The organism is Psychrobacter sp. 72-O-c (genome assembly GCF_904846605.1).
GTDB lineage: Bacteria > Pseudomonadota > Gammaproteobacteria > Pseudomonadales > Moraxellaceae > Psychrobacter.
The window spans coordinates 38,771-62,621 of sequence record NZ_CAJHBI010000021.1 but is presented as its reverse complement, the minus strand read 5'-3'; the positions used below and the strand labels follow the sequence as shown (position 1 = coordinate 62,621).

17 protein-coding genes are annotated in these 23,851 nt (G+C 43.2%); 10 read left to right on the top strand and 7 right to left on the bottom strand.

The window, feature by feature from the left end:
• The first annotated feature begins 397 nt into the window (after nt 1–397).
• Nucleotides 398–1,024 (top strand): pseudouridine synthase, encoded by a 627-nt coding sequence (locus JMX97_RS09125; RefSeq protein WP_201557255.1) that lies wholly within the window; start codon nt 398–400, stop codon nt 1,022–1,024.
• A gap of 183 nt (nt 1,025–1,207) precedes the next feature.
• The gene (locus JMX97_RS09120; RefSeq protein ID WP_201557253.1) at nt 1,208–2,050 is read left to right on the top strand and encodes a DUF305 domain-containing protein; all 843 of its coding nucleotides are present in this window, start codon (nt 1,208–1,210) and stop codon (nt 2,048–2,050) included.
• 122 nt (nt 2,051–2,172) lie between these two features.
• Here JMX97_RS09120 and JMX97_RS09115 read toward each other — a convergent pair whose 3' ends face one another.
• On the bottom strand, nt 2,173–4,263 hold the full coding sequence (locus JMX97_RS09115; RefSeq protein ID WP_201557251.1) for a M61 family metallopeptidase: 2,091 nt from the start codon (nt 4,261–4,263) through the stop codon (nt 2,173–2,175).
• A gap of 326 nt (nt 4,264–4,589) precedes the next feature.
• On the opposite strand from JMX97_RS09115, the gene JMX97_RS09110 reads away from it, so the two are divergent.
• Complete coding sequence (locus JMX97_RS09110) at nt 4,590–5,075, top strand: FKBP-type peptidyl-prolyl cis-trans isomerase (protein ID WP_201557248.1); 486 nt, start codon at nt 4,590–4,592, stop codon at nt 5,073–5,075.
• Nucleotides 5,076–5,600: 525 nt separating this feature from the next.
• Here the strand turns inward: JMX97_RS09110 and JMX97_RS09105 are convergent.
• On the bottom strand, nt 5,601–7,814 hold the full coding sequence (locus tag JMX97_RS09105; protein WP_201557246.1) for a carboxy terminal-processing peptidase: 2,214 nt from the start codon (nt 7,812–7,814) through the stop codon (nt 5,601–5,603).
• 707 nt (nt 7,815–8,521) lie between these two features.
• Here JMX97_RS09105 and nagZ point away from each other — a divergent pair.
• On the top strand, nt 8,522–9,607 hold the full coding sequence (gene nagZ / locus JMX97_RS09100) for a beta-N-acetylhexosaminidase (protein WP_201557244.1): 1,086 nt from the start codon (nt 8,522–8,524) through the stop codon (nt 9,605–9,607).
• A gap of 91 nt (nt 9,608–9,698) precedes the next feature.
• Here nagZ and JMX97_RS09095 read toward each other — a convergent pair whose 3' ends face one another.
• Complete coding sequence (locus JMX97_RS09095) at nt 9,699–11,057, bottom strand: OmpA family protein (RefSeq protein WP_227675426.1); 1,359 nt, start codon at nt 11,055–11,057, stop codon at nt 9,699–9,701.
• A gap of 669 nt (nt 11,058–11,726) precedes the next feature.
• The gene (locus JMX97_RS09090; RefSeq protein ID WP_201557242.1) at nt 11,727–13,301 is read right to left on the bottom strand and encodes a hypothetical protein; all 1,575 of its coding nucleotides are present in this window, start codon (nt 13,299–13,301) and stop codon (nt 11,727–11,729) included.
• Nucleotides 13,302–13,738: 437 nt separating this feature from the next.
• Here JMX97_RS09090 and JMX97_RS09085 point away from each other — a divergent pair, with 437 nt between their 5' ends.
• The 6 genes from JMX97_RS09085 to JMX97_RS09060 all read left to right on the top strand — a co-directional run bounded on the left by JMX97_RS09085 (nt 13,739) and on the right by JMX97_RS09060 (nt 19,370).
• Nucleotides 13,739–14,347, top strand: a complete 609-nt coding sequence (locus JMX97_RS09085; RefSeq protein ID WP_201557240.1) for a rhomboid family intramembrane serine protease — start codon at nt 13,739–13,741, stop codon at nt 14,345–14,347.
• A gap of 43 nt (nt 14,348–14,390) precedes the next feature.
• Nucleotides 14,391–15,347: a metallophosphoesterase gene (locus tag JMX97_RS09080; protein WP_201557230.1), complete on the top strand. Its 957-nt coding sequence runs from the start codon at nt 14,391–14,393 to the stop codon at nt 15,345–15,347.
• Nucleotides 15,348–15,473: 126 nt separating this feature from the next.
• Entirely contained in the window at nt 15,474–16,034 is a 561-nt protein-coding gene (purE, locus tag JMX97_RS09075; RefSeq protein ID WP_201557222.1) for a 5-(carboxyamino)imidazole ribonucleotide mutase, read from the top strand.
• Between the two features lie 341 nt (nt 16,035–16,375).
• Entirely contained in the window at nt 16,376–17,767 is a 1,392-nt protein-coding gene (locus JMX97_RS09070; RefSeq protein WP_201557206.1) for a 5-(carboxyamino)imidazole ribonucleotide synthase, read from the top strand.
• On the top strand, nt 17,767–18,219 hold the full coding sequence (locus JMX97_RS09065; protein ID WP_201557204.1) for a YaiI/YqxD family protein: 453 nt from the start codon (nt 17,767–17,769) through the stop codon (nt 18,217–18,219). The genes JMX97_RS09070 and JMX97_RS09065 overlap by 1 nt, the downstream gene beginning before the upstream one ends.
• 512 nt (nt 18,220–18,731) lie before the next feature.
• On the top strand, nt 18,732–19,370 hold the full coding sequence (locus JMX97_RS09060; protein ID WP_201557202.1) for an NAD(P)H-binding protein: 639 nt from the start codon (nt 18,732–18,734) through the stop codon (nt 19,368–19,370).
• A 201-nt stretch (nt 19,371–19,571) separates the two neighbouring features.
• Here the strand turns inward: JMX97_RS09060 and epmA are convergent, their stop codons facing one another.
• The 3 genes from epmA to JMX97_RS09045 all read right to left on the bottom strand — a co-directional run bounded on the left by epmA (nt 19,572) and on the right by JMX97_RS09045 (nt 23,013).
• Nucleotides 19,572–20,579 carry an EF-P lysine aminoacylase EpmA gene (gene epmA / locus JMX97_RS09055; protein WP_227671543.1) on the bottom strand — a complete coding sequence of 336 codons (1,008 nt, stop codon included), beginning with the start codon at nt 20,577–20,579 and terminating at the stop codon, nt 19,572–19,574.
• Nucleotides 20,580–20,677: 98 nt separating this feature from the next.
• Nucleotides 20,678–21,844: a 4-phosphoerythronate dehydrogenase gene (locus JMX97_RS09050; RefSeq protein ID WP_201557200.1), complete on the bottom strand. Its 1,167-nt coding sequence runs from the start codon at nt 21,842–21,844 to the stop codon at nt 20,678–20,680.
• A 32-nt stretch (nt 21,845–21,876) separates the two neighbouring features.
• Entirely contained in the window at nt 21,877–23,013 is a 1,137-nt protein-coding gene (locus JMX97_RS09045) for an AI-2E family transporter (RefSeq protein WP_201557198.1), read from the bottom strand.
• Nucleotides 23,014–23,851 lie beyond the last annotated feature (838 nt).

Here is a 23,851-nt window from a genome sequence, read left to right as displayed (position 1 = left end):
AGTATAATTCGGTTAGGTTATCCATGTAAGAAGTCCTTTTTGCTGTCGTTTGTCTTGGTAAACTTACTTTAGCGTATTAGGACTTCTTTTTTTATCTTTTTCTTCGCTTATCCCGAACTGAGGTTAAGTAACTATGCTTAGGCAACTGGGCTCAAATTACTGGGCTTAGTTCATTGGACTTACGTAGTTAAATTCAATGAACTCAAGCAACTTTGCCCCTTAAGGCTTATTAAACCTATACGAAAAACACCTCAATGGTCTAAGACCATTGAGGTGTTTTTTGTTGTCTTTGAAACTATGATAATTTTACGTAGATAGCCGCTATAATAGTCATCACTCGCTATCCTGCCAATTATCAACGACCTTAATTGATTTATGTTTTAGGAATCTCAGTTTTATGGCCACTTCTAGCCTCATCTTATTTAACAAACCTTATGGCGTACAAAGCCAGTTCCGCGATGATGGCGGTAACTCACATACGACCCTCGCCCCTTATTTTACTGATAAATCTTTGAGAATCGCTGGTAGACTCGATGCCACCTCTGAAGGCTTATTAATCCTAACTAATGATGGACGAGTGAATAAGGCCATCACTCAGCCGCCACGTGCTGATAGCTTTAAAGAGTCTTCACTAAAACAAGGTAAAACGTATTTAGTGCAAGTTGAGGGAGTAGCCACGCCAGCACAACTGGCTGAGCTGGCCAAAGGTGTGACGCTTAAAGACGGCAAGACATTACCGGCAATCGCTGTTATGGTTGAGGAAGTCGACTTACCCGTCGAGCTATGGCAACGTGACCCGCCTATTCGCGAGCGCAAGAATGTACCCACCTCATGGCTGATGCTGACCATTTATGAAGGCAAGAATCGTCAAGTCCGACGTATGACTGCGCACGTAGGTCTGCCTTGCCTGCGCCTCATTCGTTGGTCGGTAGCAGGGTTTGAGCTTGGCTCACTGGCAGTGGGAGAGTTTATACGCATTCATCTCAGTACCGAACACTGTAGACAGTTGGGTATTGTTAACTAGTGCTTTTGAGAATAGGTTTAGTATCGCCTTTTCAACTTCAAAGTATATTTAGAGCCGTTACGACATTTTAAAGATAGCGTCTCGAACTGGTAAGGTTTATCTGCTAAGATTCAGCACTTTATTATATACTCGCGGCAGGCCTTGTCCACTTGTCATTTAGCCCGCCCATGTTAAGGATATGTCATGTTTATTTATCGTCGTTTTGTCTTGTTTGCTGCTGTCCTTTCTGCGACATTTGCGCTCTATGGGTGTCAGCCAACCACTGAAGATACTGTGGCAACGCCGACAGAAGAGATTATGCCGCCACCGATTGAAGTACCCGAAAGCGATGCTGACGCTATGGATCCAAATGCCGGTCATGACATGATGGACGGTGAAATGATGGCAGACGATGCACAAATGACGGATGTGCTCAAAGACTACACTAAGTCGATGAGCAAGATGCATGATGAGATGATGGTTAGTATAAATTATAATGATCCAGATACCGCATTTGCTAAAGGGATGCTTGGACATCATCGCGGCGCAGTAGATATGGCAGAGATTGAGCTAAAATATGGTACTGACACGGAGATGCTCAAGCTGGCACAAGAAATTATCACCGCGCAGCAAACCGAAATTGACACCCTAAAAAAGTGGCTGGCCAGCCATCCTGATTCAGCCAATCCTAAGCCTGATACAGCAGCAATGCAAAAGGCTTATGCTGATGGACTGAACGCGATGCATGGTGAGATGATGCTTGGTATCGCAGATCCAGTACCAGATGTGGCGTTTGCTCGTGGAATGTTGCCTCATCATATCGGTGCGGTAGATATGGCCAAAGTACAGCTTAAATATGGTACAGATGAAGAAATGCGTAAGCTGGCACAAAACATTATCGATGCGCAGCAGCCTGAAATTAAGCTGATGCAGAACTGGATTGCCACTTATGGCGCTGAGGATGGCGTTACTCCTAATAACGCAAAAACTTCTTCAGATTCAAAAGAAGCCCTAGAACCTACTAAGATTAATAAACCTAGCGCCTAAATTTAAAACGTATGGCTAAAAGCCCCTGCTAAACGATTATGTTTAGCAGGGGCTTTTTATTATGAGCTTATCAATTGCTTATTTATAAATAAGTAGCTACTTTTCTATAGGCAATTCTCAGCTTAACCTTTATAACGTGTCATGACCTCAAGCCATGTTTGCCATGCCGGAGTGGATGTAAGGTTATCAGCTTCCTGTTCTGATTCTGATAGCTTATCAGTCCCCGCTAAGCGCAAACTTACTTTATGAGGATATGGCTTGTTAACGTCGTCTGATTCATTACTCTCAAGCTCTTTCCGTTTTTCTGTTTTTGGCTGAACCTTTACACATATCAGCTCATCACGGCGGAATAGATGGCAGTCAACTTCATGTTGTGCTATTGACAAAGTAGACAGCTGCTTAGTATCTGCCTTGATCCCATCAAGCGCGACAATCACATCATGAGCCGAAATGCCTGCTTTAGCAGCGGCGCTATCACGCTGTACCCGATTGACTTTGAGTCCAGCTGGGATCTCACTACAGCGCATGCCCCAAGGGACGTTTTTGTCTGAAGTTTCTTTATTATCGGCTTGTATTTTAATGCCATTAGCGGCTAGTAGCTGCTCAAGAGGCAACTCTTCAATACCGTCGACGTAGCGGCTCTCAAACGCTTCCCAGTCTGCTATCGGCATAAACTGTCCAATCACCGCGCCCATATCAGCAGAACTAATCCCAATACGCTTATTGTCTTTCTGCTTGGCTTGGCTATAAAATGCCTTGACCACATCGAACAAACGGTAGCGACCTTTGCTTTTTTGTAATAAGGTTAAATCCAAACACAGCGCTACCAACGCGCCTTTATTATAGTAGCTGATCCCTGCGTTTCCGGTATTTTCATCATTACGATACAGCTTAATCCATGCATCGAAGCTCGATTCCGCGACACTTTGCTGCGTACGTCCTTGAGTCTGATAATAACGATTTATTTGTTCCGCTAATAAAGTCAAATAACTGGCTTTATCAATAACACCAGATGCTTGCAACATAAAATCATCGATATAAGAGGTAAAGCCCTCAAATACCCACAGCAACGGGGTGAAAGCCTCCTTACGCAAATCAACATCTAACATGACATCAGGACGTACGGTTTTGACCCACCACGCATGAAAATATTCATGGCTACAGAGTCCTAGGAAACGCTGATAAGCAGCGCTCGGTAAATCAGGCTCATTGACGCTGGGCAAATCGCGGCGCGGGATAATCAAGCTGGTAGAATTGATGTGCTCAAGTCCACCATAATCTTGACCGCTAGCATAGGTCATAAAGGTGTAATCGTTGAACGGTGCATCGCCTAGCCAATTCAGATAGGTCTGACAAATTTGAGTAACATCTTGCTGTAACCGTCCCATATTAGCAGTATGCTTACCCGAGAGAAAAAATCGATGGCTTAGGGTTTGGTGCTCATCATCTTGAATAATGAAGTCAAACTTCTGTTGCTTCGAAATCTCAAACGGATGATCAATCAACTGATAGTAGTTATCTGCTTGTAATCCATAGCCATGTTGACCATCACCCTCTTGACTGATACTTTGCAAATGAGTGGCGTCAAGTCCACATGCCAACACCACATTGCTTAGATTCTTGCTTTCTTCTTCATTGCCTGAATGTTGATTTGCGAGATTTTGGGCAGTCAAAAATACTTCTGGTACGAGCAAACTTACTTGCACAGGTGACTGTTCTTGCCCCTCAACCGCTAAGGCCAACGAGGTAAAGTTGCCGTATAAACGTTGCTGATCAACATAGGCCGTCCGCACTGATAAATCATAGCAATAGACTTCATACTGTACGTGTAGCATTTGCCTTGCTTCAACTTGTGGCAGCTGCCAGGTGTTTTTATCTACTTTTTGAGCGCGCTGCCTGTTTTTATGATGAACCGTGTTTTTTTGGTGACTAGTGGTCTGCTGGTCGTTACTAGACGCTTTATCCGTATCTACTAACTGCTTGTCTTCTACCTGCTTGTCTTCTATTTGATAATGCACAGCAGTGATATGACGCGCAAATTCACGCATGAGATAACTGCCTGGAATCCATGCCGGTAACCAAAGCTGTGGCGCATCCGTACTGGCTGTAAAAGTGAGCGTCACATCCACCAGATGCTCATTAAAGCGCTCGAAATTAAATCGGTAATTAATATCAGTAGTCGTTGCTACATTATTTATTTGAGATTTAGTCATAATCAATTCTTATCGTTGTATTTATCATTATGGTAGAAGTCCTATGCTAAAAACGCAACTGACAAACCGTGAATAAGCAGCAACTGCCATGCTATTGTCATGAGAACTGCGGTTTTTATAATAATTAATGTGTTAATTGGCAATTTATATGGTTTTTACCTTGAAAGTTATTACTGCCATCTCAATTAAAGATGTTAACTGTTAAAGTTACCCGAATAAACTGATGATAATTAACTGATAACGTGGCTTTTTAGCTGGTTGATTGGCTTTTTTAGGTTTATTGCAACCGTATTTAAATTTTTATATCGATATATTTAGGATAATTTATGACTACTATCGCAAAAGACACTGCCGTCAAGTTTAACTATACCCTAAAAGATGACGAAGGTACTATCCTTGATCAGTCTCCTGAAGGGCAACCGCTTGCTTATTTACATGGACATAGCAATATCATTCCAGGCCTTGAGCAACAACTAGTAGGCAAATCTGCTGGCGAAAAAGTCAATGCTGTTGTTGAGCCTGTTGATGGCTATGGCGAATACCAAGAGCAAGCGGTACAACATGTACCACGTGATAACTTCCAAGGCGTTGATGATATCCAGCCTGGCATGCAGTTCCAGTCACAAGCGGGCGAGCAAGTAATGCTAGTGACAGTAACTGAAGTGAACGACGAAGAAGTGACTGTTGATGCTAACCATCCGTTAGCGGGCAAGCGTTTAACTTTTGACGTTGAAATCCAAGAAGTTCGTGCTGCTACTGAAGAAGAACTAGGCCATGGCCATGTACATGGTGCTGGCGGCGTTGAGCACTAAGCTTATAGCAAACGTATAGAGCATTATTACTGAATTTTAGGTGGCCGTTTAATTAAATTAATTGTTGCTTAAAACTCAGTCGCTCGAAGCAAAAAAAGCCAGTAGCAATGTCTACTGGCTTTTTTATGCAATTAATTTATGTAAATAAGATAATTGTATAATGCTAAAAATGTTTTACATTGTCAGCTTATAGACTGACAGTTTTGATCTGACAAACGTAATAAGACCGTATAACGACAAGCGCTACACGGTCTTAATTACTAACCATCCTTGTTAACGTTACGCCATACTCAATCCCAAGTACGAGGCAACCAACGGGCATCCTACCCTATCATCCTTACTCAGCAAGCCATCCCTGACCCAATCTATAAACCACCTACAAATACCAATCCCTAGTATAAATAAACAGTATCATTTAAATCGTGCTGTGACTGTATAATCGCAGATTAGACTGTTGTTAGTAAGTGGCCAAGGCGTCATTGCACGTAAGCATATGCTTACATCGACTTTATGGCGACTTATAATCTATAACTTATCTTCAGGACTGACACTAATTTTCGGCTCAGCGCTCAACATCAGATAAGCAGCTTCAGTAATATAAGCTTCGTCCTCTGGCAACTGCGGCCGTTCAGCCTCTTTCATTTGGCTTCGTTCTTCAAATTTTGCATCCATTGCAGCCTGATAAGTATTCCAATTGGCATACGGGCTCTCACCGGTTGCTATTAACCGCTTATTCTCAGCTTCTACTGAACGGGTCTCAATCAGTTTCATCTTAGCGCGGCGGCTATTAATATCAAGATTGATTGGTTTTTTTCCATCGTCCATATCACGAATGTCATTTAGCGCCGTTAAGTAAACAAATTGCGGATTTTTCTGCTGACGAATTTTAGACTGCTGATTCAGGGTTGCCAACGTATTATCGCTAAACTTCGCTTCAGGCTTATAAGCTGCCGTTTTGATAGTATCCCAAGGTAACGCCTTTTTCTGTGCACGCTCACCAAAGGTAGCATCATCATAGATATTGACCAGCTCGACATCAGGGACCACACCCTTATTTTGGGTACTGCCACCGGTAATACGATAAAATTTACGCTGGGTTAAGGTTGCAGAGCCCAAAGCTAAATTATCGAGTTGAATTTGCGCTGAACCTTTACCCGTTGTGGTATTACCCACCACCAGTCCACGGCCATAATCTTGAATAGCAGCGGCAAAGATTTCACTGGCAGAAGCAGAGGCCAAGTTGGTCAATACTACCATCTTGCCGTCGTACAGTTGCTCGCCACCATCATCATCACGGTAGACTTGAACATTGCCGCGATTATCGCGGATCTGTACTAAAGGCCCACCTTTAATAAATAGACCTAGCATTTTTGCCACTTCATCTAGAGACCCGCCAGGATTGTTGCGTAGATCCACCACCAAACCATCAATGTTTTGTTTATTCAATTCTTTAAGAGCGTTCTCGGTATCGATACTGACGCTACGATAGTCCTCACCATTACGACGAGCGCGGTAATTCAAATAAAAGCTGGGTATTTCAAGAACGCCAATGCGTTTCGGCGTGGCATCAACAACATTAGGACTCTGAATCTCAACCACCCGCTGGGTAACACCAGATTCTTCTTGCTCGATAATATCACGCACGACCGTCACCGTTCGGGCGCCAGCTTCAGGGGTATTTGGTTGCCGCAGCTTGAGCGTGACTGAAGTGCCGCGCTTACCGCGAATCAGTCCGACAATCTCACGCGTTGACCAGCCCACCACATCGGTCATGGTTTTGCCATCTTCAGCAATACCGACAATCAAGTCATTGGGCTTAATTTGACCAGTTTTGGCCGCCGGTCCGCCATCGACTAAGGTCACGATACGAGTATAGTTTGGGTTTTTACGATCAGGGCGGATAGAGACCCCAATGCCTTCTAATTGCAGATTGGACTGAATCTGCAACTCAGTCGCTTGAATCGGCGCATAGTAGTTGCTGTGTGGATCGTAGGTGAGCATGGCGGTATTTAATACCGTTTCCATGACCTCATTGTCATTAAGACGTCCCATCTGCCCTTGTTGACGTGACAAGCGATTGAGTAAAATCTCACTTGGGGTCCGCTGATCATCACGTACCAAGTCTTGCCCACGGGTAATATCAGGATTATTTAAAAACACCTGCTCTTTGGCTTTTTCGTCTTCTTGGCCTAAAGTGATACTCATCAGCTGGAACTTTAGCTGACGCGCCCAATAATCGCGCTGGGCTTTTTTGGTCTTAAAATGTCCCAGTTTTTCACGATCCAAAATGATGGTCTGATCACTGGTTAAATCAAGATCGGTCTTGAGCATTTTTGTGGCTATCTCAAAATATTCATTAGAACGTTTACGATAGCGCTCAAAGATCTCTACGCCTGCGGACAAATCACCGCGCTTAAGCCGATTACCAAAATCACCCGCATATTTTTTATTAAATTCATCGACATCAGATTGTAAGAATAGGGTGTGGTTCGGATCTAGGCTATCAAGATACATAGACAGAATCTCGCTGCCCATTTCGCTATCAAGAGGCTGATTAAGATAATGACTGCGATCCAGTAATGCCGCTACTTGGCGGGTGGTTATTTTCTGTTCAGGCGTCGGTACGAAGCCTTCAGTTTCGGTGTTTGCGACTGCCGTGCCGTAGCTCTGGGTAAGAATAAGACCAGCGATACCCACTGACGCTGCACTGAGTAACCACTGTGCTGGTTGTTTTTTCATTATATGTACCTAGTTGTCTCAAGTTAGAAGTATTTTAAATATTATCTGTTTTATCACAAAAAAAGCCGCTTAATCTATCACTGTCCATCAAATTTGGCTGTTTCTACTATTTGGCCATTTCTACTAGATTATTTTTACAATTGAATTATCAATTAAGCTAGCATTAAATGCCAATAAACGCACCATACTTATTTTTTACCATTACGTGTCAAAGGCTTTAGAAAGTAGCTATTTCATCAATTTAATTAAACAGGCATTCTCACTGTATATCTAAATTGAATGCGTAAACTGATTTTAAAGTCTAACGTTAGATTGAATCTATTGTTTTTAATTGATTATACACAGTTAAAAAGTAATCAATACTAGCATGCACATAGCCGCTGGACTGTCTTAAACTGTATGAACAATATTACACGCTAGACTGGCACTTACCAAACTTTCTGTCATATTTATTGCGCGCTTATGAGCGCCTGACTTAGCATTAATTGTCCACTATTAAGCAACTAGTATTAAGTAACACATATTGAATAACAAACAAGTGACATCAGCAGCTGATTAATCGGCTAGGTTATGCCTAAAGACCAATAGCTGGCATAATAAGATTATAATCGAGGTCGATTGATTTTATTTAATTAATTCTAGTTACTAGCATCGTTTAAAAAATAAGCCCACAAAATAACAGTGTATAACACTTTAAGGATCATGCAATGTATGGTGTATTAATGATTGATATTGATAACACAGTGCTGACGGCTGAGGATGTCAGCTTAATCAAACAAGCACAAGTTGGCGGGGTCATATTATTTGCCCGCAACGTGGCAGATGCCGCTCAAGTGCGTGCGCTGTGCGACGATATTCGTTATCACAATCCTGATATTCTAATTGGCGTCGATCAAGAAGGTGGACGTGTGGCGCGTTTACGTAAAGGCTTTACCCCATTACCGCCCATGGGCAAACTTGGTGATTTATTTGACCAAGACCCTAACCGCGCTCTCAGTTGTGCTTATGATTGTGGTTACCTGATGGCAGCGGAAGTGTTGGCGGCAGGGATTGATCTCAGCTTTGCACCGGTGCTCGATAGAGATGGTATCAGCCAAGTGATCGGTGACCGTAGCTTCCATCAAGAGCCGCAAGTGATCGTAGCCTTGGCCACTCAATTTATGCGCGGAATGAAAGCGGCAGGCATGGCGACCACAGGCAAGCACTTCCCCGGTCATGGTGCTATCGCTCCTGATTCGCACGTCTCAGAAGCCATTGATGATCGTAGCTTTGATGAGATTATGGCCAGTGATATGCAGCCCTTTACTCAAACGCTGCCATGGCTCGATGCCTTGATGCCAGCGCATGTCATATTCTCGCAAGTTGATACTAAGCCAGCCGGATTCTCTAAAATTTGGCTACAAGATATTTTGAGAAAGCAGCTAAATTTCAATGGAGTTGTGTTCTCTGATGATTTGTCTATGGCAGGAGCACAAGCGGCTGGCAATGTTAGCGCCCGCGTGCAAGCCGCTATCAAAGCGGGCTGCGATATTGCACTGGTATGTAATGACCGGGTCGCTGCACATGAAGCTGCCGAGGCTGCTCAAGACTTGCCCTATCCCAATCAAAAACGTATCAAAACCATGCGCGGACAGATACCAGTATGGCAAGGTGACTTAGATTCCACTTGCCAGCAGTTTGACCATTGGCAACAAGCCAAAGATACGGTGCTACAGACTTTTTTTGCCATTCAGTCTGCTATCCCAGCATCCGAGAATACTGCTGAAACAAAAGACCCAACAGCCTATAAGTAGACTTTGTTATAACAACCACAAAAAAACCGCATCTATATAGATGCGGTTTTTCATTCAGTATGACTGGTCTACGCGTTGCTCAATGAGATCTTTATTGAGTGTTGGCTGTAGGGTCAAGCTCAGTACCTTGGCTTGGATCATCGCCATCTGGCAGTACGTCGTCATTGTTGCCATCTAATGGGTTTAGATCTGGGTCTATAGTCGTGTTTACACCCATATCGCCACCATCACCAGAAGTTATCGCGATACCATTATCATCTACTGCCATGCTTTCATCATAAACAGTAAATTCGATACGGCGGTTAAGAAAGCGACCTTTTTCAGTTGAGTTATCAGCGATTGGTTCAGACTCGCCCATCCCTTTAGTCACTAGCTTACTTGCATCAATACCTTGAGATACCAAATACTCTTTTACAGATTCAGCGCGATCACGAGACAGATCCATGTTATACGCATCTGACGCTAAGCTATCAGTATGACCAATAATCATAAGCTTCATATCACGTACTTCAGTGATAATATTAGCAGAGCGGTTAAGGAACGGCTTATTAGCATCTGGAATAAAGGCTTTATCAAGCTCAAAGTTAATCACTTGAAGACTGAGCGCACGGGCAACATCACGTGGGTCTGGATTTTCACCCAGCTTGTCAACAGCAGCGTCTGCAGCAACTAAACTATTATCAATCTCATTTTGTATATCTAATGGGCCTTCTGCTCTTACCATCATAGCAGGTGCAGCTGCTTGAATATCAGATACCAATTGCTCAAGTGACGCAGCATCTGGTGAGTTCACAACGATCTCATCACCTTTGATAATCATGCTAGCATTGGGCGAGTTTTGAATGATTGGTAGAATCGCTGATAGCACTGAAGCGGCTGGCATATCTGTAGCAAAACCGTCATCAACGTCTGAGCGACACTTAGCCGCTTCGTCACCAAAGGCGTTTTGCACCGCGCTCATGATTTGAGAGTTAAGTGCTTCGTCACCAGCATTGATGCGGCAAGCATATAGCATGTTGCCTTCACCGGTAGCAATGCGAAGTGATGCAGGCTCGATATCCTCAGCTGCTGCCATTACCGTAATTGGCGTAGTCTCTTCCCCAACCACTTCTTCAGTAACTATCGGTGTGGCAACCGGCTCAGGATTCTCTTGGCAACCTCTGAGTAGCGCCCAAGCTAGCGCAGCTAGAATAATCAAACCAATAATTGGCAGTAGCGCTTTCATAAAGCTACCACTTTTCTCTTCTTCTCGTACTAGTGGTGCCATACTGGTAGTATCAGAAATGCGTTCGCCAGCAGGCGCAGCAGCTACCATACCAGCCGGTACGACAGCACTTGCCCAAGCTGGGATATGATGCTGATAATTATCAAGATTGTCGTTTAAAAACTGAGGTACAGGAGTTGTGCCAGCTAGACTTTTGATTTCGTGGTATGCCAGCGGGGCGGCCATAGCGACTAAACCACGAGCTGCAGTCGCATCAACATTATGTGCTCCTGCAAGCTCGCGTGATATACGGTCACGATGCGCATCATCGGTCCATACTCGGTCATAGAATCCTTGATCATCACGCGCTACGTTTTCGTTTGAAAAACGCCCGTAAGTGTCTTTATCCGCTAAACGAGCTGCAAAAATAGCATAAATTGCTCAAGAAGACCTTTCTTAGCTGGGCTCTGATCATCGCCAAGCACGGCTGGACTGACTGTTCTTGTCAAATGATTGATAATATCCATAATATATTTTCTCCATTAATTGTTGTTCGTGTGATCCAAAAATCACTCTTATTCAAAACAGCTAACAAACACGTTTATTCTGATACTAATTAATTAGTAAGTGTACTTACTAATTAATTTAGCACTGATTGATTTGTTTGGTTGCGTTCATTATAGAAGTGTTAGCTAAGCTCACACAATAAATGCGCTGTTGTGAAAATGATACTTTAAGTAATCTTTCAGGTGTTACACGTAACTACAACTACTACGTATTACATATCATTAACATGACAACGATAGGTAGTTACACAGAATACTGAGGTAGTGAGCAATTTTAGTTAAAAACTTAAACAATATTAATGAATTAGCCAGCCACACTATTTTAAGTACTTATCTCAATTTACTGAATTCATTGATTAGAAATGGCGTTTTTATCAACTGGACGACCCCCTTGCGCAGGCTCAGCGATAATAGTGTTATTGGCAATAGCGTCGACCTCGGCCTGTGACATTGGCCCTGAAGATTGAACAGGCTGATTATTTTGCGGTAGATTATTGCGGTTACTATTGATACTTCTCGGAGGTGGTGGGGGCGCAGATTCGATGTTATTGTCGATGTTATTACTGTTACTGCTAGCAGGCTGCTGGTTCGACTGATTGGTTATCATATTATTATTGGTAGTAATGGGAGCGCTACCATTGTTTGACATAGTATTATTACTATAATTTCCGTCATTGTAGTTGCCGTTATTAAAATTGCTATTATTATAAGTTTCGTCATAGGTGTTGGCGGGAGGCTGTGCAATAGCTATCGGCGTAGCAGTGGTGATCGTCATCGCTGGTATTAACGTGCGCACATCGATGAGCAAGCGCTGTAATAGAAGATCATCTGGTGCTTCTAAGCTGATACTGTCATTTTGCAGTTGTAGCCGTGAAAATGGCGCGGCTCTCATTAAAGTTAAGACATTGGGCAGTGTGGCTATATTCATACTTGCAAGCGTAGTCGCTACTCCTTCTTGCACGGTCACATCACAAATGCTGGCTTGCTCACCAAAGCTGGTCATTAAGGCCTGTCTGATCGAGGCTTGCAAATTAATATCACCAACGGTCGCCGAACAGGTATATAAGTTACCGCTATCATCGACGCCAACCATCAATTGCGCAGGTATTAATACTTGCGGCGGTGTCACCTCGGGCGTGGTTATCACAGGCGCGACCACTACTGGTTGCACAGGCTCAGCATTATCATTTCTAAAAAATAGTGCCCAAACCAACCCAATAGCCAGCAATGCGCTACCCAATAACAATAAACGCACTAACAAGTCATTGCGCTGATTACGGCTGCGTACTTCTGCGCGGGTATCTAACGTATGATAGGTGGAAGGATTGGCATGAATAGCATCAGTGGCAATAAGGACAGAGTCGTCGTTAGCTTCAATAACTACAGCCACGTTATCAGTAGCAAGCGCTTGCTCAGCTGCAATTGCTGCTTCGGTCACTTGATTGTTATCATAAATCAGCGCCTCTGCTGCTAACGCCGGCTCTTCTGTTGCTTCCGCCACGGGAGCGATGACTGATGATGCCCAAACGGGTAAATACTGACGGATAGTAGGCTGCTGTCCTTGCAAAAATGCGGGCAAAAACTGCCCCTCTGCCAATTGTTTGAGCTCTTGATAGGCCAAATGCGCTGCATTTGTAATCAGCTGCTCTGTCGTCCTCTCATCGACATGGTGGGTAGCTGCCAGTTCTTGAATTAGTAGATGGCGCTGGCTTGACTGCTGCCACAGCTGCTCAAATAATGTGCTGCTCGCTACTGGGTCTAACAAATTATCGGTACGTTGTAGCTGAGTATATACTTCTGGAACAGCAAGACGGCTGACTAAAATCGCATAAAACTGCTCAAGCAAGCTGAGATGGGCCACACTACCATTTCCCCCTAATACCGCAGAGGTAACGGTTTGTTCTAATTGGTCAATAATATTCATAAATACGGCCTTTACCGGCGTTAGTTTTAAGGTAGAAACATCGCAAAAATCGTTCAAAATAAAGATAAGGGATCTATAGTCAGTTTACTTTAAAATAGATACAGTGTGGCTGGGGGAAATTTTTGCCGCTTAATGATATTATGTAGTAATGAAAGCAGATATTAAGTCAACCATAAAAAGGGCTTAGGGTATATAAGGTTAATGCGATGAGTTCCGCTTTAATTGCTTTTGATTTGTATGCGTATGTAAATTCTATCGGAGCATGATTGTGGTTTGGCTTCAAAGTATTTAAGATAAAAGAAAATGAAATAAAAGAAAATCGGTAGTCGCAATGCTCGCGTTCACATTATTACTTCACTGCTATTCAGCTGCTACTCAGCGATAACCATTAGACTTTAATAGTCTTTGATTGTCAGTCTTAGTCTAAGGATTACTCTTTGTTTAACCACACAACTCTTATCATTATTATTACCGTTGTTGTCAGTTTATTAGCGTGGCAAAATAAAGCGCTGTTTAACCGGCTGATTTTTTATCCACCGGCAGTGAGTGATGGTCAGTGGGACCGTTTTGTAACACATGGCTTTATTCATGCCGACAGCATGCATCTGCTGTTTAATATGTTTACCTTATACTTTTTTGGTCGCGCTATTGAGGGTCTGTATGAGCCCTTTTTGGGTGGTTATGGCTTTATAGTATTTTACATAGTAGCTATCATCATTGCGATGATTCCCAGCTATATTAAGAATAAAAATAATGCCAGCTATTTGAGCCTTGGGGCATCGGGCGGGGTTTCAGCGGTACTGTTTGCCTTTATTTTATTAGCGCCATGGGAGACTATCTACCTGTTTGCCATTGTTCCTATTCCAGCGATATTATTTGCTGTCGCTTATGTGGCTTATAGCATCTACGCCAATAAGCGCGGTGGGTCCAATATCAATCATATGGCGCATCTATGGGGCGGTGCATTTGGGGTGATAGCGACCATTATACTGGAGCCGCAAGTGCTGCCCCACTTTATTAATGCGCTACTCTCGCCCATTTTTTAGAGATGATTTTAATTTTTGAGAACTTTGAATTTGATAACGACTTATGATTATAGATATTATTGGTGACATTCATGGTTATGCGGATAAGCTGATTGGCTTACTTAAGCAATTGGGCTATAGCCATAATGGGGAGTGTTTTATACCGCCAGATGGTCATCGCGCGTTATTTATTGGTGATTTGATCGATCGCGGAACACAGCAGGTAGCGACGCTTGAGATTGTCTTTGCGATGTTAGACGCGGGCGTTGCTGACGCGGTAATGGGCAATCATGAATACAACGCACTCACCTTTGCTACCCTTGAACCCAGTCACAACAACAGCAATCCTCAGCGCTATTTACGCTCTCATAATGACGTCCATAATCATCAGCATGAAGCGTTCCTAGCCGAAGTACCCTTTGGCTCAGAGTGTCATCAATATTGGCTACAAAGGTTTTATGAGATTCCGTTATGGCTTGAGACCGAATACGCCTGTTTTGTCCATGCCTGCTGGGATGTGGACAGTATGGCGGTACTCAAACCTTTACTCACCACCGATAACTGTCTGACGCCTGAGGCGCTATTAATGACGGCGCAAAAGCATACCTTGCCCTATGAAGCGCTTGAGCGTGTGTTAAAAGGCGTAGAAACAGCGCTACCAGATGGCCTAGTCATGGTCGACAAAGACGGCGCTGAGCGCACGCAAGTTCGAGTACGTTGGTGGCTTGATGAGCTAAATTTTCAAACCATTCACCAAATTGCACGCGCCCCCAATTCAGGAATGGCACAGATCCCAGTTGATGCCATGGCTGAAAACATTAACTTTGCTTTGAAAACCCATAAGCCCGTGTTCGTTGGCCATTACTGGTTAACTGGTGAGCCTGAACCACTCAGCATTCAAGTGGTTTGTACTGATTATTCAGCAGCGGTCGATAGCGGCTACCTAACTTGCTATCAGCTGGATACTGAACAACCTCTACCTCTCAAAGCTGATAACTTCGTGCAATATCGTCATGATTGAACAACCAGCATTAGAGTAACTCTAGTTAATCCAATTTGAAAACGGTACAGGGCTACCAATAATAAAACTTGGCTTTACGGCTGGGGCAAAACTTTTGTATGATGGTCTTTTTGAGGATATCGCATCATGAGTACTGCATCGGCTACTGCCCATTCTACTGATCAACACAGCCCTGTTACGTCCCCTGCCGGCCTACCAAAAGTTGGCATCATTATGGGCTCGCAGTCCGACTGGGCAACCATGAGTGCTGCCGCTCAACTGTTAGCGGATTTTGATATCGCTTTTGAATGTGAGGTGGTATCGGCGCATCGAACGCCGGACAGATTGTTTGATTATGCTAAGTGCGCTAAAGACAATGGCTTACAAGTCATTATCGCAGGTGCAGGCGGCGCGGCGCATCTACCTGGTATGTGTGCCAGCCAAACGCCCTTGCCGGTCTTAGGCGTGCCGGTGAAGTCCTCAATGCTCAGCGGTTGGGACAGCTTACTCTCTATCGTGCAAATGCCCAAAGGTGTGGCAGTCGGGACATTAGCTATCGGTAGCGCTGGCGCTTATAATGCCGCCCTGCTTGCCATTCAAATATTAGCATTGCATGATAATTTAATTGCTACTAAGCTGCACAATCTACGCAAAGCGCAAACCGAAACTATTCTAGCCAGCCCAACGCCTGGTATCATCAACAGCTAATAATTAACCACGAAGCATCGCGCTTATAGTTGATTCGCTTTAGAAAGAATACAGTGCTACTAGGATAAATTTTTCTAAGCCTCTGGAGTGGCGCAGCCACACAGCAAGCGAGTAAAATTTGTACCAGTAGCGCGTTATAATATCTGCGCCTATTTTATTCTTAACTGACGACAACATGGCTTTTTAGCTTAGATAAATTTAACTTAAATATTGTTAACTTGATATTTATTTTTAGATAGGTTTTACTGAATACAAGGTGCATATCGTGCACCTTTTCCTATTTTTACGCGCCTTTTACCGTACTGAACGACTTAACCCATTTTCAATATAAAGAGCCCTCCATGACCACAGCCAACGCTTATCCTGTCACCCAAACCATTCGTACTATCGGTATTTTAGGCGGTGGTCAGCTCGGCATGATGCTCGCACAAGCGGCACTGCCGTTGGGTTATCAGTGTGTGTTTTTAGAAGACAATGTCGACTGCCCTGCCAGCCTTTATGGCCGCGTCTTTAGCAGCGAACAGTTAGAAGATTTTATTGCCGCAGCAGACGTGTTTACCTTAGAGTTTGAAAACACCCCAACAGTAACCGTCGAGCAGCTGGCGAAGTTGTCCCAGTCAAACGTAAAAAGTACAGGCACAAAAAGTACCAGTACAAAACAAGGTATGTTTCCGCCGCCGATTGCCCTTGATATCGCTCAAGACCGCTTAAAAGAAAAGCAAATGTTCAATACACTTGATATCGCCACTGTGCCCTTTATGGTGGTTAGTTCACAAGCCGAATTAAAACAGGCTTGCGATACCTTAGGATTACCTATCGTGCTTAAAACCAGCCGCGGTGGTTATGATGGCAAAGGCCAATATGTTATCAAGCAAGACAGTGATATCAAGCTGGCTTGGCAAGACCTCAAAGAGGCAGTAAGCGGCAAAGGGGCATTGACGCCGACACCTGCTCCATTAATAGCTGAGGGTTTTATTAACTTTAGCCGTGAGGTCTCCATCATTGCTGCACGCGCGCAAGACGGTACGGTTCGCTGTTATGACTTAGTCGAAAACCATCATCACAATGGTGTACTAGCCAAGACTCAAGCGCCAGCAGTGGGTACCAGTCATTTATTTAAACAAGCAAAAGAGGCGATTACGACGGTGATGAATCATCTCGGCTATGTTGGTGTTATGGCGCTTGAGCTATTCGTCACTAAAGACGCCCGCGGCCATGATTCTCTACTTGCTAATGAGATTGCACCGCGCGTCCACAACTCTGGTCACTGGAGTATCGAAGGGGCTGTCACCAGTCAATTTGAAAACCATATTCGAGCTGTGGTGGGTCTGCCTTTAGGTGATACCGACAACGTCCATCCGGCGATTATGGTCAACGTATTGGGACAGTATCCTGATATTAGCGCCGTTCTAAATATAGATGGCGCTCACTATCACAGCTATCATAAGTCTGAACGCGAAGACCGCAAAATTGCCCACATTACCTTAATGCCCAACGACGTTACCGATTTAGAACCAGCATTGGCCAAGCTGGTTGCGGTACTACCCAATAAAGTCGGTCTAGATAAAACAAGCGCGGCGATAAGCCATGCTGAGCTTAATAGCGCAAGCGATGTTGAACGCCAAGATGATCCTGAAGGCCAAGAAGCTGACCTTAACGCTGCAAAAGAAGCGTCTACTATAACTGCAAATTATAAAACGCCAAAAGACGCCAATGATGAGGCAAAAAAATAATGCAGATTTGGGTGGATGCCGATGCAGTGCCGCTGATTGCCAAAGAGTTGATTATCAAAACTGCTGAACGCACACAAACGATGGCGATATTCGTTGCCAATCAGCCGATTAAGGTTCGAAAATCGCCATTGATAACGATGACAGTAGTGCCACAAGGGTTCGACAAAGCCGATGATTATATCGTTGAGCACATACAAGCAGGCGATTTGGCCATCACTAGTGACATTCCATTGGCCAACGATATTCTTGATAAAGGCGGCAAGGTTCTAACCACGCGCGGAGTCATTTATGATAAAAACAACATCAAGCAAAAGCTGAATATGCGCGATTTTATGGATACTATGCGTGGTACTGGAGTGTTAGAGTTGCAACAAATGAGCGGCCAAAAACCGTATGGCGACCGCGATAAAAAAGCTTTTGCTGATGGGCTTAATAGTCTCGTTCGTGGTTGATTTATGTGCAAACAACCTAATGCATGAATAGATTAAACGGATACGATAAATTTAGTACAGTCAGTACCAAATAAAATGGATACACATATTATTTCGTATGGCTGGGAGAAATTTTTCTAGCTTGCTGTGTGACTGCATCACTTTTCGATGCTTCGAAAATTTCTCCCAGCCATACTGTGTTCGTTTTAAAGTGGCTCAACTATAGTATGAATAAGCTAATAACCGTTTTTTACCTATACCGCTTTTATTATATCTCTCACTATTCTTTTACCGTCTTAATAAATAGCACAATTCATTTCTTTTCCTTATTGCAAACCTTATACATTCTGCAACTAAACATCATGCAATAGGCACGCTTCATAACGAAGTAAATACCTTTTGTTTGTTACTGTGTATTCAGCTTTTACCGTTAAGAACTTTATAACGATAACTGTCATGTATTATTTTTCATATGTGACGCTTAATGGTAAATATTTAAAACAGTAAATCCATTATAAATAATAGGAAAAATTATGAAAATTTTAGTAATTGGCGCAAGCGGTCGAGTGGGTAGTGATTTGGTTAAGCAACTATTAGCCGATAAGCATCAAGTGGTCGGCACCACACGTGATAAAAAGAAATTATTCGATGCAGATAATTACTCACAATTAGATTTAGATCTACTAGCAAACAAAAACGACATTCAAAATCAAATTGATGATGATGTTGAAGCCATATATTTCGTAGCGGGTTCTGGAAATAAAGACTTATTAGAGGTGGATTTACATGGTGCAGTGAAAACCATGCAAGCAGCACAAGACAAAGGTATTAAGCGTTATATCATGCTCAGCACAGTGTTTTCATTAGACACTAGCAAATGGACAAGCTCTGCGATTGAAAGTTTAAAAGAATATTACATTGCCAAACATTACGCTGACCAATGGTTAGTCAACGACAGCACCCTTGATTACACTATCGTTCAAGCCGCTGCCCTAAAAGAACGTGCCGGTACCGGTAAAATTACAGTCAACGGTACTGATGCTGGCGAGAATGCCATCGAAGATGTCGCTGCTACGCTAACAGCGGTGTTAAATGCTGACAGCGCGAGCAAAAAGGTCTTTAGCATGCAGAATGGTGATACGCCAATAAATGAAGCTATCGCAAGTTTATAACGAATCTGCTAACCATTAGCAAATATCAAAGTAACAACCTTCAAAACATGTCACCAATTGGCTCATAGCTTCTAGAAACAGTATCTAGAATGGGGCGATTGATGACATGTTTTTTATTGTCGGTATGTTTTTTATTGTCGGTATGTTTGTTGTTGGCGTATATGAATTGAGGCTATTCGTGTGCTAAAGCTTATAAGCGCCTTATGCCAAACCACTAGGGAAAGGGATTACTTCTTGTAGGCAAGTTGCTCCCGTTAGCACCATCAATAGTCTGTCGATACCAACAGCAATGCCGCTACATGGTGGCAAATCATCGCAAGCGGCTAGCAAATGCTCATCAATGGGGACCGGCGGTAAGTTATGACGACGGCGCAATTGATTGTCTTGCTCAAAGCGTTGTCTTAACGCCTGCCCATCCGCCAGTTCATCATAGGCGTTAGCAATCTCAATACCATTGATATATAACTCAAAGCGTTTGGCCACCATATTACCGTCCCTATCAAGGGCCGTTTTTGCTAATGCGGCAGTCGCAGGTGGATATTCTATAATCAACGTGGGCAAATCATGCCCTAGGTTTGGTTCTACCGCATGGCTGAACAACAAATCTAGCCAGCTTTGGTGACTGTCTTCTTCATTATTAAAATCAAAGCCTGTTAAGCCTTTATCTTCTGCGACCGCTTGTAGCGCGTCGATGCTAGCCGTTAGGGGGTGAATACCGACAAAGTCCATAAACGCGTCAACATAGCGGTAATGATTCATCACTACTGGATAGCCGTACAGCACTGATAACAGCTCACTAAGCTCGGTAGCAAGGTCATTTAAGCTATAGTGCGGCTGATACCACTCAAGCATGGTGAACTCAATATTATGCCGTGTCCCTATCTCGTTATCACGAAAAACCGGACAAATCTGATAAATAGCCACCTGCCAACTGGCAAGTAAACGCTTCATCGCAAATTCAGGTGAAGTATGCAGATAATAGGGGCGTTGTTGGTCTTGATAGGTCACGTGAGCAGTGACTGATTGTAGAAAAGTATCGGTATTTCCGGCCTGCGATAGTAACGGCGTTTGTACCTCAAGCACTTGGCGTGCTATAAAAAACTGCCGAATATCGTGCAGCATTTTTGCGAGCTTACGCGCCGTAGTCAAAGTCATCGTTGGCGCGTATGATGGCGTGGGCATTAAGGTTTGCTTACTGTCTAAGGTCATCGCTGTTTACTACTATTCTTAAAACCGTGAAGATTTTAACATCGATCAAAGTTTATAGGGACTGTTTATATAGAGGCTATTTAACTTATAGAGGTTATTTAAAATTGCCATTCGCGACGCAAGTGATAATCCCGTCTAAGCTGGTCAAAACTGGCCCCGTTAACTTGGCCGTCAGCTACCTTGCTCCGTAATAACGCATCGTCTTGCATAATGTTATAAAACTTAATAAGTCTGTCCGGATGCGCTCTTAGCTCAGACCATAAGAACATATTGACTGGTAGCAGTTTATGCATGGACTGAGCAGGTACCACGGTAAATTTTTCACATAACGCGTCATAGATTATTTGCGTGCCGCGTAGCTTACCTTCTAAGGTGTAGCCAGCGATATGCGTTGTGGCGATAGCCAGCTTCGACAACAAACGCTCAGTAATCTCCGGCTCATGTTCAAACACATCAAGCACGACCTGCCGTCCTGTACGGTCTATATCCGCCTCGAGGTCATCGGCCTTAATCACGGGTCCGCGCGCGCTATTAATTAGTAGAGTATCTACTGGCAGCGCCTCAAGAACAGCCGTATCAATTAAATGCCGTGTTGGATAGTTACTGCTATTAATGCCTTCTGCATCCGTTAGCGGCACATGCAAACTTACCACATCACTTTTGCTCAGTACCTGAGCGAAGCTGGCGTTGTTAAACGTTGATTCAGGTAATAACGGATCATAACCGAGCACTTGCCAGCCCAAATCAGTTGCATAGTGTGCCAGCGTGCTACCAATATTGCCAAGACCAATGATGCCCAATGTTAATGGGGTCATTGGCTGCTGCCAATATTGCGGACGTAGAGTTAAGATAGCAGTCAGCACATATTGCGCCACCGAATGCTTGCTACAGCCAGCGGCATTGGCAAAGGTAATATTGCGCTCAGCCAAATAAGCCTCATCAACGTGGTCAGTACCAATAGTCGCAGAACCGATGAACTTCACGCTATGATTATCTATCAATAACCGCTCATTTATCGGTGTCACAGATCGTATTAATAGCACATCGGGCTGAGTGTCTGCGAGTAGTTGCGCATTGATATCCCGTCCTGCCACAGCAACGACATTTACCGTCTGATCAGCCCCTTTTCCCAGCGTTTGCGGATTAAAAAACGCATCAAGGCTCGCAATGTTACTATCAGCGACAATAGTGAGGGTCTGCGTAGTTTCAGCATTAGCGTTAATAACGTCAGGATTAATAACATGAGAGGGAATAGCGTTAGGCATCGTTGAGCGCCTTTATTGATGAAATTTTACTATCAGTTGTTTTCAGTACGCTCATCAACAGGCAGCGGGTTCTGATTGTCGTTTAAAACTATTTCTTGTGGCGCGAAAATTTCATTTTTATTTTGAGATATCCACTCGCGCCATACCGCAAGTCCAATGGCCAATACAACGGGGCCGATAAATAAACCGACAAAACCAAAAGCAGTTAAACCGCCTAAAACACCGATGAAAATAATGATAAAAGGAATTTTGGTAGCACCGCTAATAACGATAGGACGAATTAAATTGTCGACCCAGCTTATCACCAGCACGCCCCAGAGAGCCAAACCAATACCTTCTGCGGTATGTCCTTGGCTTAACAACCAAATCGACACCGCACCCCATGCAAATGGCGTACCAAACGGTATCAGCGCCACCACAAAGGTCAAAATAGTCAATAGAATCGGACTTGGCGACCCTGAGAAATAATAGCCGATACCTGCAAGTATTGCCTGCGCTAACGCGGTCAGACCAATGCCATATACCACCGCACGCGTGGTGGAACCCACAGAGTCAATATAACCATCAATACGATTACCGATAATATTGCGCAATGCTTGGCGAATTTGACGTATGAGGCTGGTACCATCGCGATAAAAGAAGAACAGAGTCATCAACGCCATACCAAGCTTAGCAAGACTACTAAACACCACATCAAGCGCTACTTTGCCATAGTACAGATGCGACTGTACCCAAAGGCGAAACGCTTCAAGCGTGCCTTCAGGGTTTTTGTTGATTCTCCACAGAATATCTTTAACTTGCTGACCAAGAATAGGAAGGTCTTTAATAGAATCAGGCACATCTACATAGCCTACTCTAACCCGATAAATCAAGTTACTGATTATGCTTAGTGCTTCTTGTTGCAAGATAAATATACCAATAACTAACGGTACGCCAATTATCAAAGAGATACTGACCGTCATTATAGCCGCGCTAAAGTTCGAGCTAAGCCTTACTTTTTCATGGAAAAAATTATAAATTGGAAAGGTTACATAAGCTAATATAGCCGCCCACAATGCCGGCACAATAAAAAACTGTACTACCTGAAAACATAGTATAAAAAGCACCACTAATAAGGTGATGGACAGCAAGCGCTGAATAATAAATTCTTTTGTCCAGTTTTCAATCATAGGGTATAAACCAACAACGAACAGCAAAAACCTAGCGCGCTTTTGCTGCAAAATTTATGAATATGCGAACATCAGCTTATGGACCATATCCATAAGCGGCATCCATTGGCGATAGTAGTTAATAATAAGTATAAGGACAAAGTATTTCTGTATAAAAAGGCATGAAAAATTACGTGACTTAAACTGACTGCCATTCCTTTTTACATAACTCCCTATTATGCAGTAAGGTATAACAAATAAATAATGATATGTTGTAATTTTTACTTACAATTTTCTTTGTGGCGTCCAACTGAACGCTAACTTTAACGCCCAAAACTTAGGCTCTAAAAACGACAGCCGTTAAGCCCCTTTTACCTAAACGCTATGAGCAGACACCAGTCAGGGTAAATCACTGCTGCGTTCTCGTAGGGCGAACAATTAATGTTATACTAAAGAAACTCTTTTTAAGTTTTTAAAATGAAGTTAAGTCAATTTTACGCGGTCTATTTTCAACATTTTTAGTACTTAACATATTTTCAAGACTATTTTTTTAGAACTACTTCTAACAATAACCTTTAGAACAAATTCAGTAGCTACCGAACCATTTCAATGGCTACTTTTTAAACTATGCCTAATACCTTAAGCATGTGGGTTTAATACCTTAGGCATGTGGGCATTGTCCACGAGCGATACATTAGCGTCTGCACCACGTTTTAAACTCATAACGCGAATTCGGAATTCGGATTCAAAATTAAGAGTAATGTTTTGGATAATTTCGGATTCATTTTGAGCTGTTTTTATTTTGAGTTAATACTTTTGAACTGGCTATTTTGAACTACCCGCTATTTCAAACTAATAA

Excerpts from the sequence above, each read along its gene's own strand:
- JMX97_RS09065 (WP_201557204.1), top strand. The coding sequence starts at position 17,767 with ATGCAGATTTGGGTGGATGCCGATGCAGTGCCGCTGATTGCCAAAGAG.
- JMX97_RS09115 (WP_201557251.1), bottom strand. The coding sequence starts at position 4,263 with ATGACTAAATCTCAAATAAATAATGTAGCAACGACTACTGATATTAAT.
- JMX97_RS09080 (WP_201557230.1), top strand. The coding sequence starts at position 14,391 with ATGATTATAGATATTATTGGTGACATTCATGGTTATGCGGATAAGCTG.
- purE (WP_201557222.1), top strand. The coding sequence starts at position 15,474 with ATGAGTACTGCATCGGCTACTGCCCATTCTACTGATCAACACAGCCCT.
- JMX97_RS09120 (WP_201557253.1), top strand. The coding sequence starts at position 1,208 with ATGTTTATTTATCGTCGTTTTGTCTTGTTTGCTGCTGTCCTTTCTGCG.
- JMX97_RS09105 (WP_201557246.1), bottom strand. The coding sequence starts at position 7,814 with ATGAAAAAACAACCAGCACAGTGGTTACTCAGTGCAGCGTCAGTGGGT.
- JMX97_RS09125 (WP_201557255.1), top strand. The coding sequence starts at position 398 with ATGGCCACTTCTAGCCTCATCTTATTTAACAAACCTTATGGCGTACAA.
- nagZ (WP_201557244.1), top strand. The coding sequence starts at position 8,522 with ATGTATGGTGTATTAATGATTGATATTGATAACACAGTGCTGACGGCT.
- JMX97_RS09060 (WP_201557202.1), top strand. The coding sequence starts at position 18,732 with ATGAAAATTTTAGTAATTGGCGCAAGCGGTCGAGTGGGTAGTGATTTG.
- JMX97_RS09110 (WP_201557248.1), top strand. The coding sequence starts at position 4,590 with ATGACTACTATCGCAAAAGACACTGCCGTCAAGTTTAACTATACCCTA.
- JMX97_RS09090 (WP_201557242.1), bottom strand. The coding sequence starts at position 13,301 with ATGAATATTATTGACCAATTAGAACAAACCGTTACCTCTGCGGTATTA.
- epmA (WP_227671543.1), bottom strand. The coding sequence starts at position 20,579 with ATGACCTTAGACAGTAAGCAAACCTTAATGCCCACGCCATCATACGCG.
- JMX97_RS09070 (WP_201557206.1), top strand. The coding sequence starts at position 16,376 with ATGACCACAGCCAACGCTTATCCTGTCACCCAAACCATTCGTACTATC.
- JMX97_RS09050 (WP_201557200.1), bottom strand. The coding sequence starts at position 21,844 with ATGCCTAACGCTATTCCCTCTCATGTTATTAATCCTGACGTTATTAAC.
- JMX97_RS09095 (WP_227675426.1), bottom strand. The coding sequence starts at position 11,057 with ATGGCCGCCCCGCTGGCATACCACGAAATCAAAAGTCTAGCTGGCACA.
- JMX97_RS09045 (WP_201557198.1), bottom strand. The coding sequence starts at position 23,013 with ATGATTGAAAACTGGACAAAAGAATTTATTATTCAGCGCTTGCTGTCC.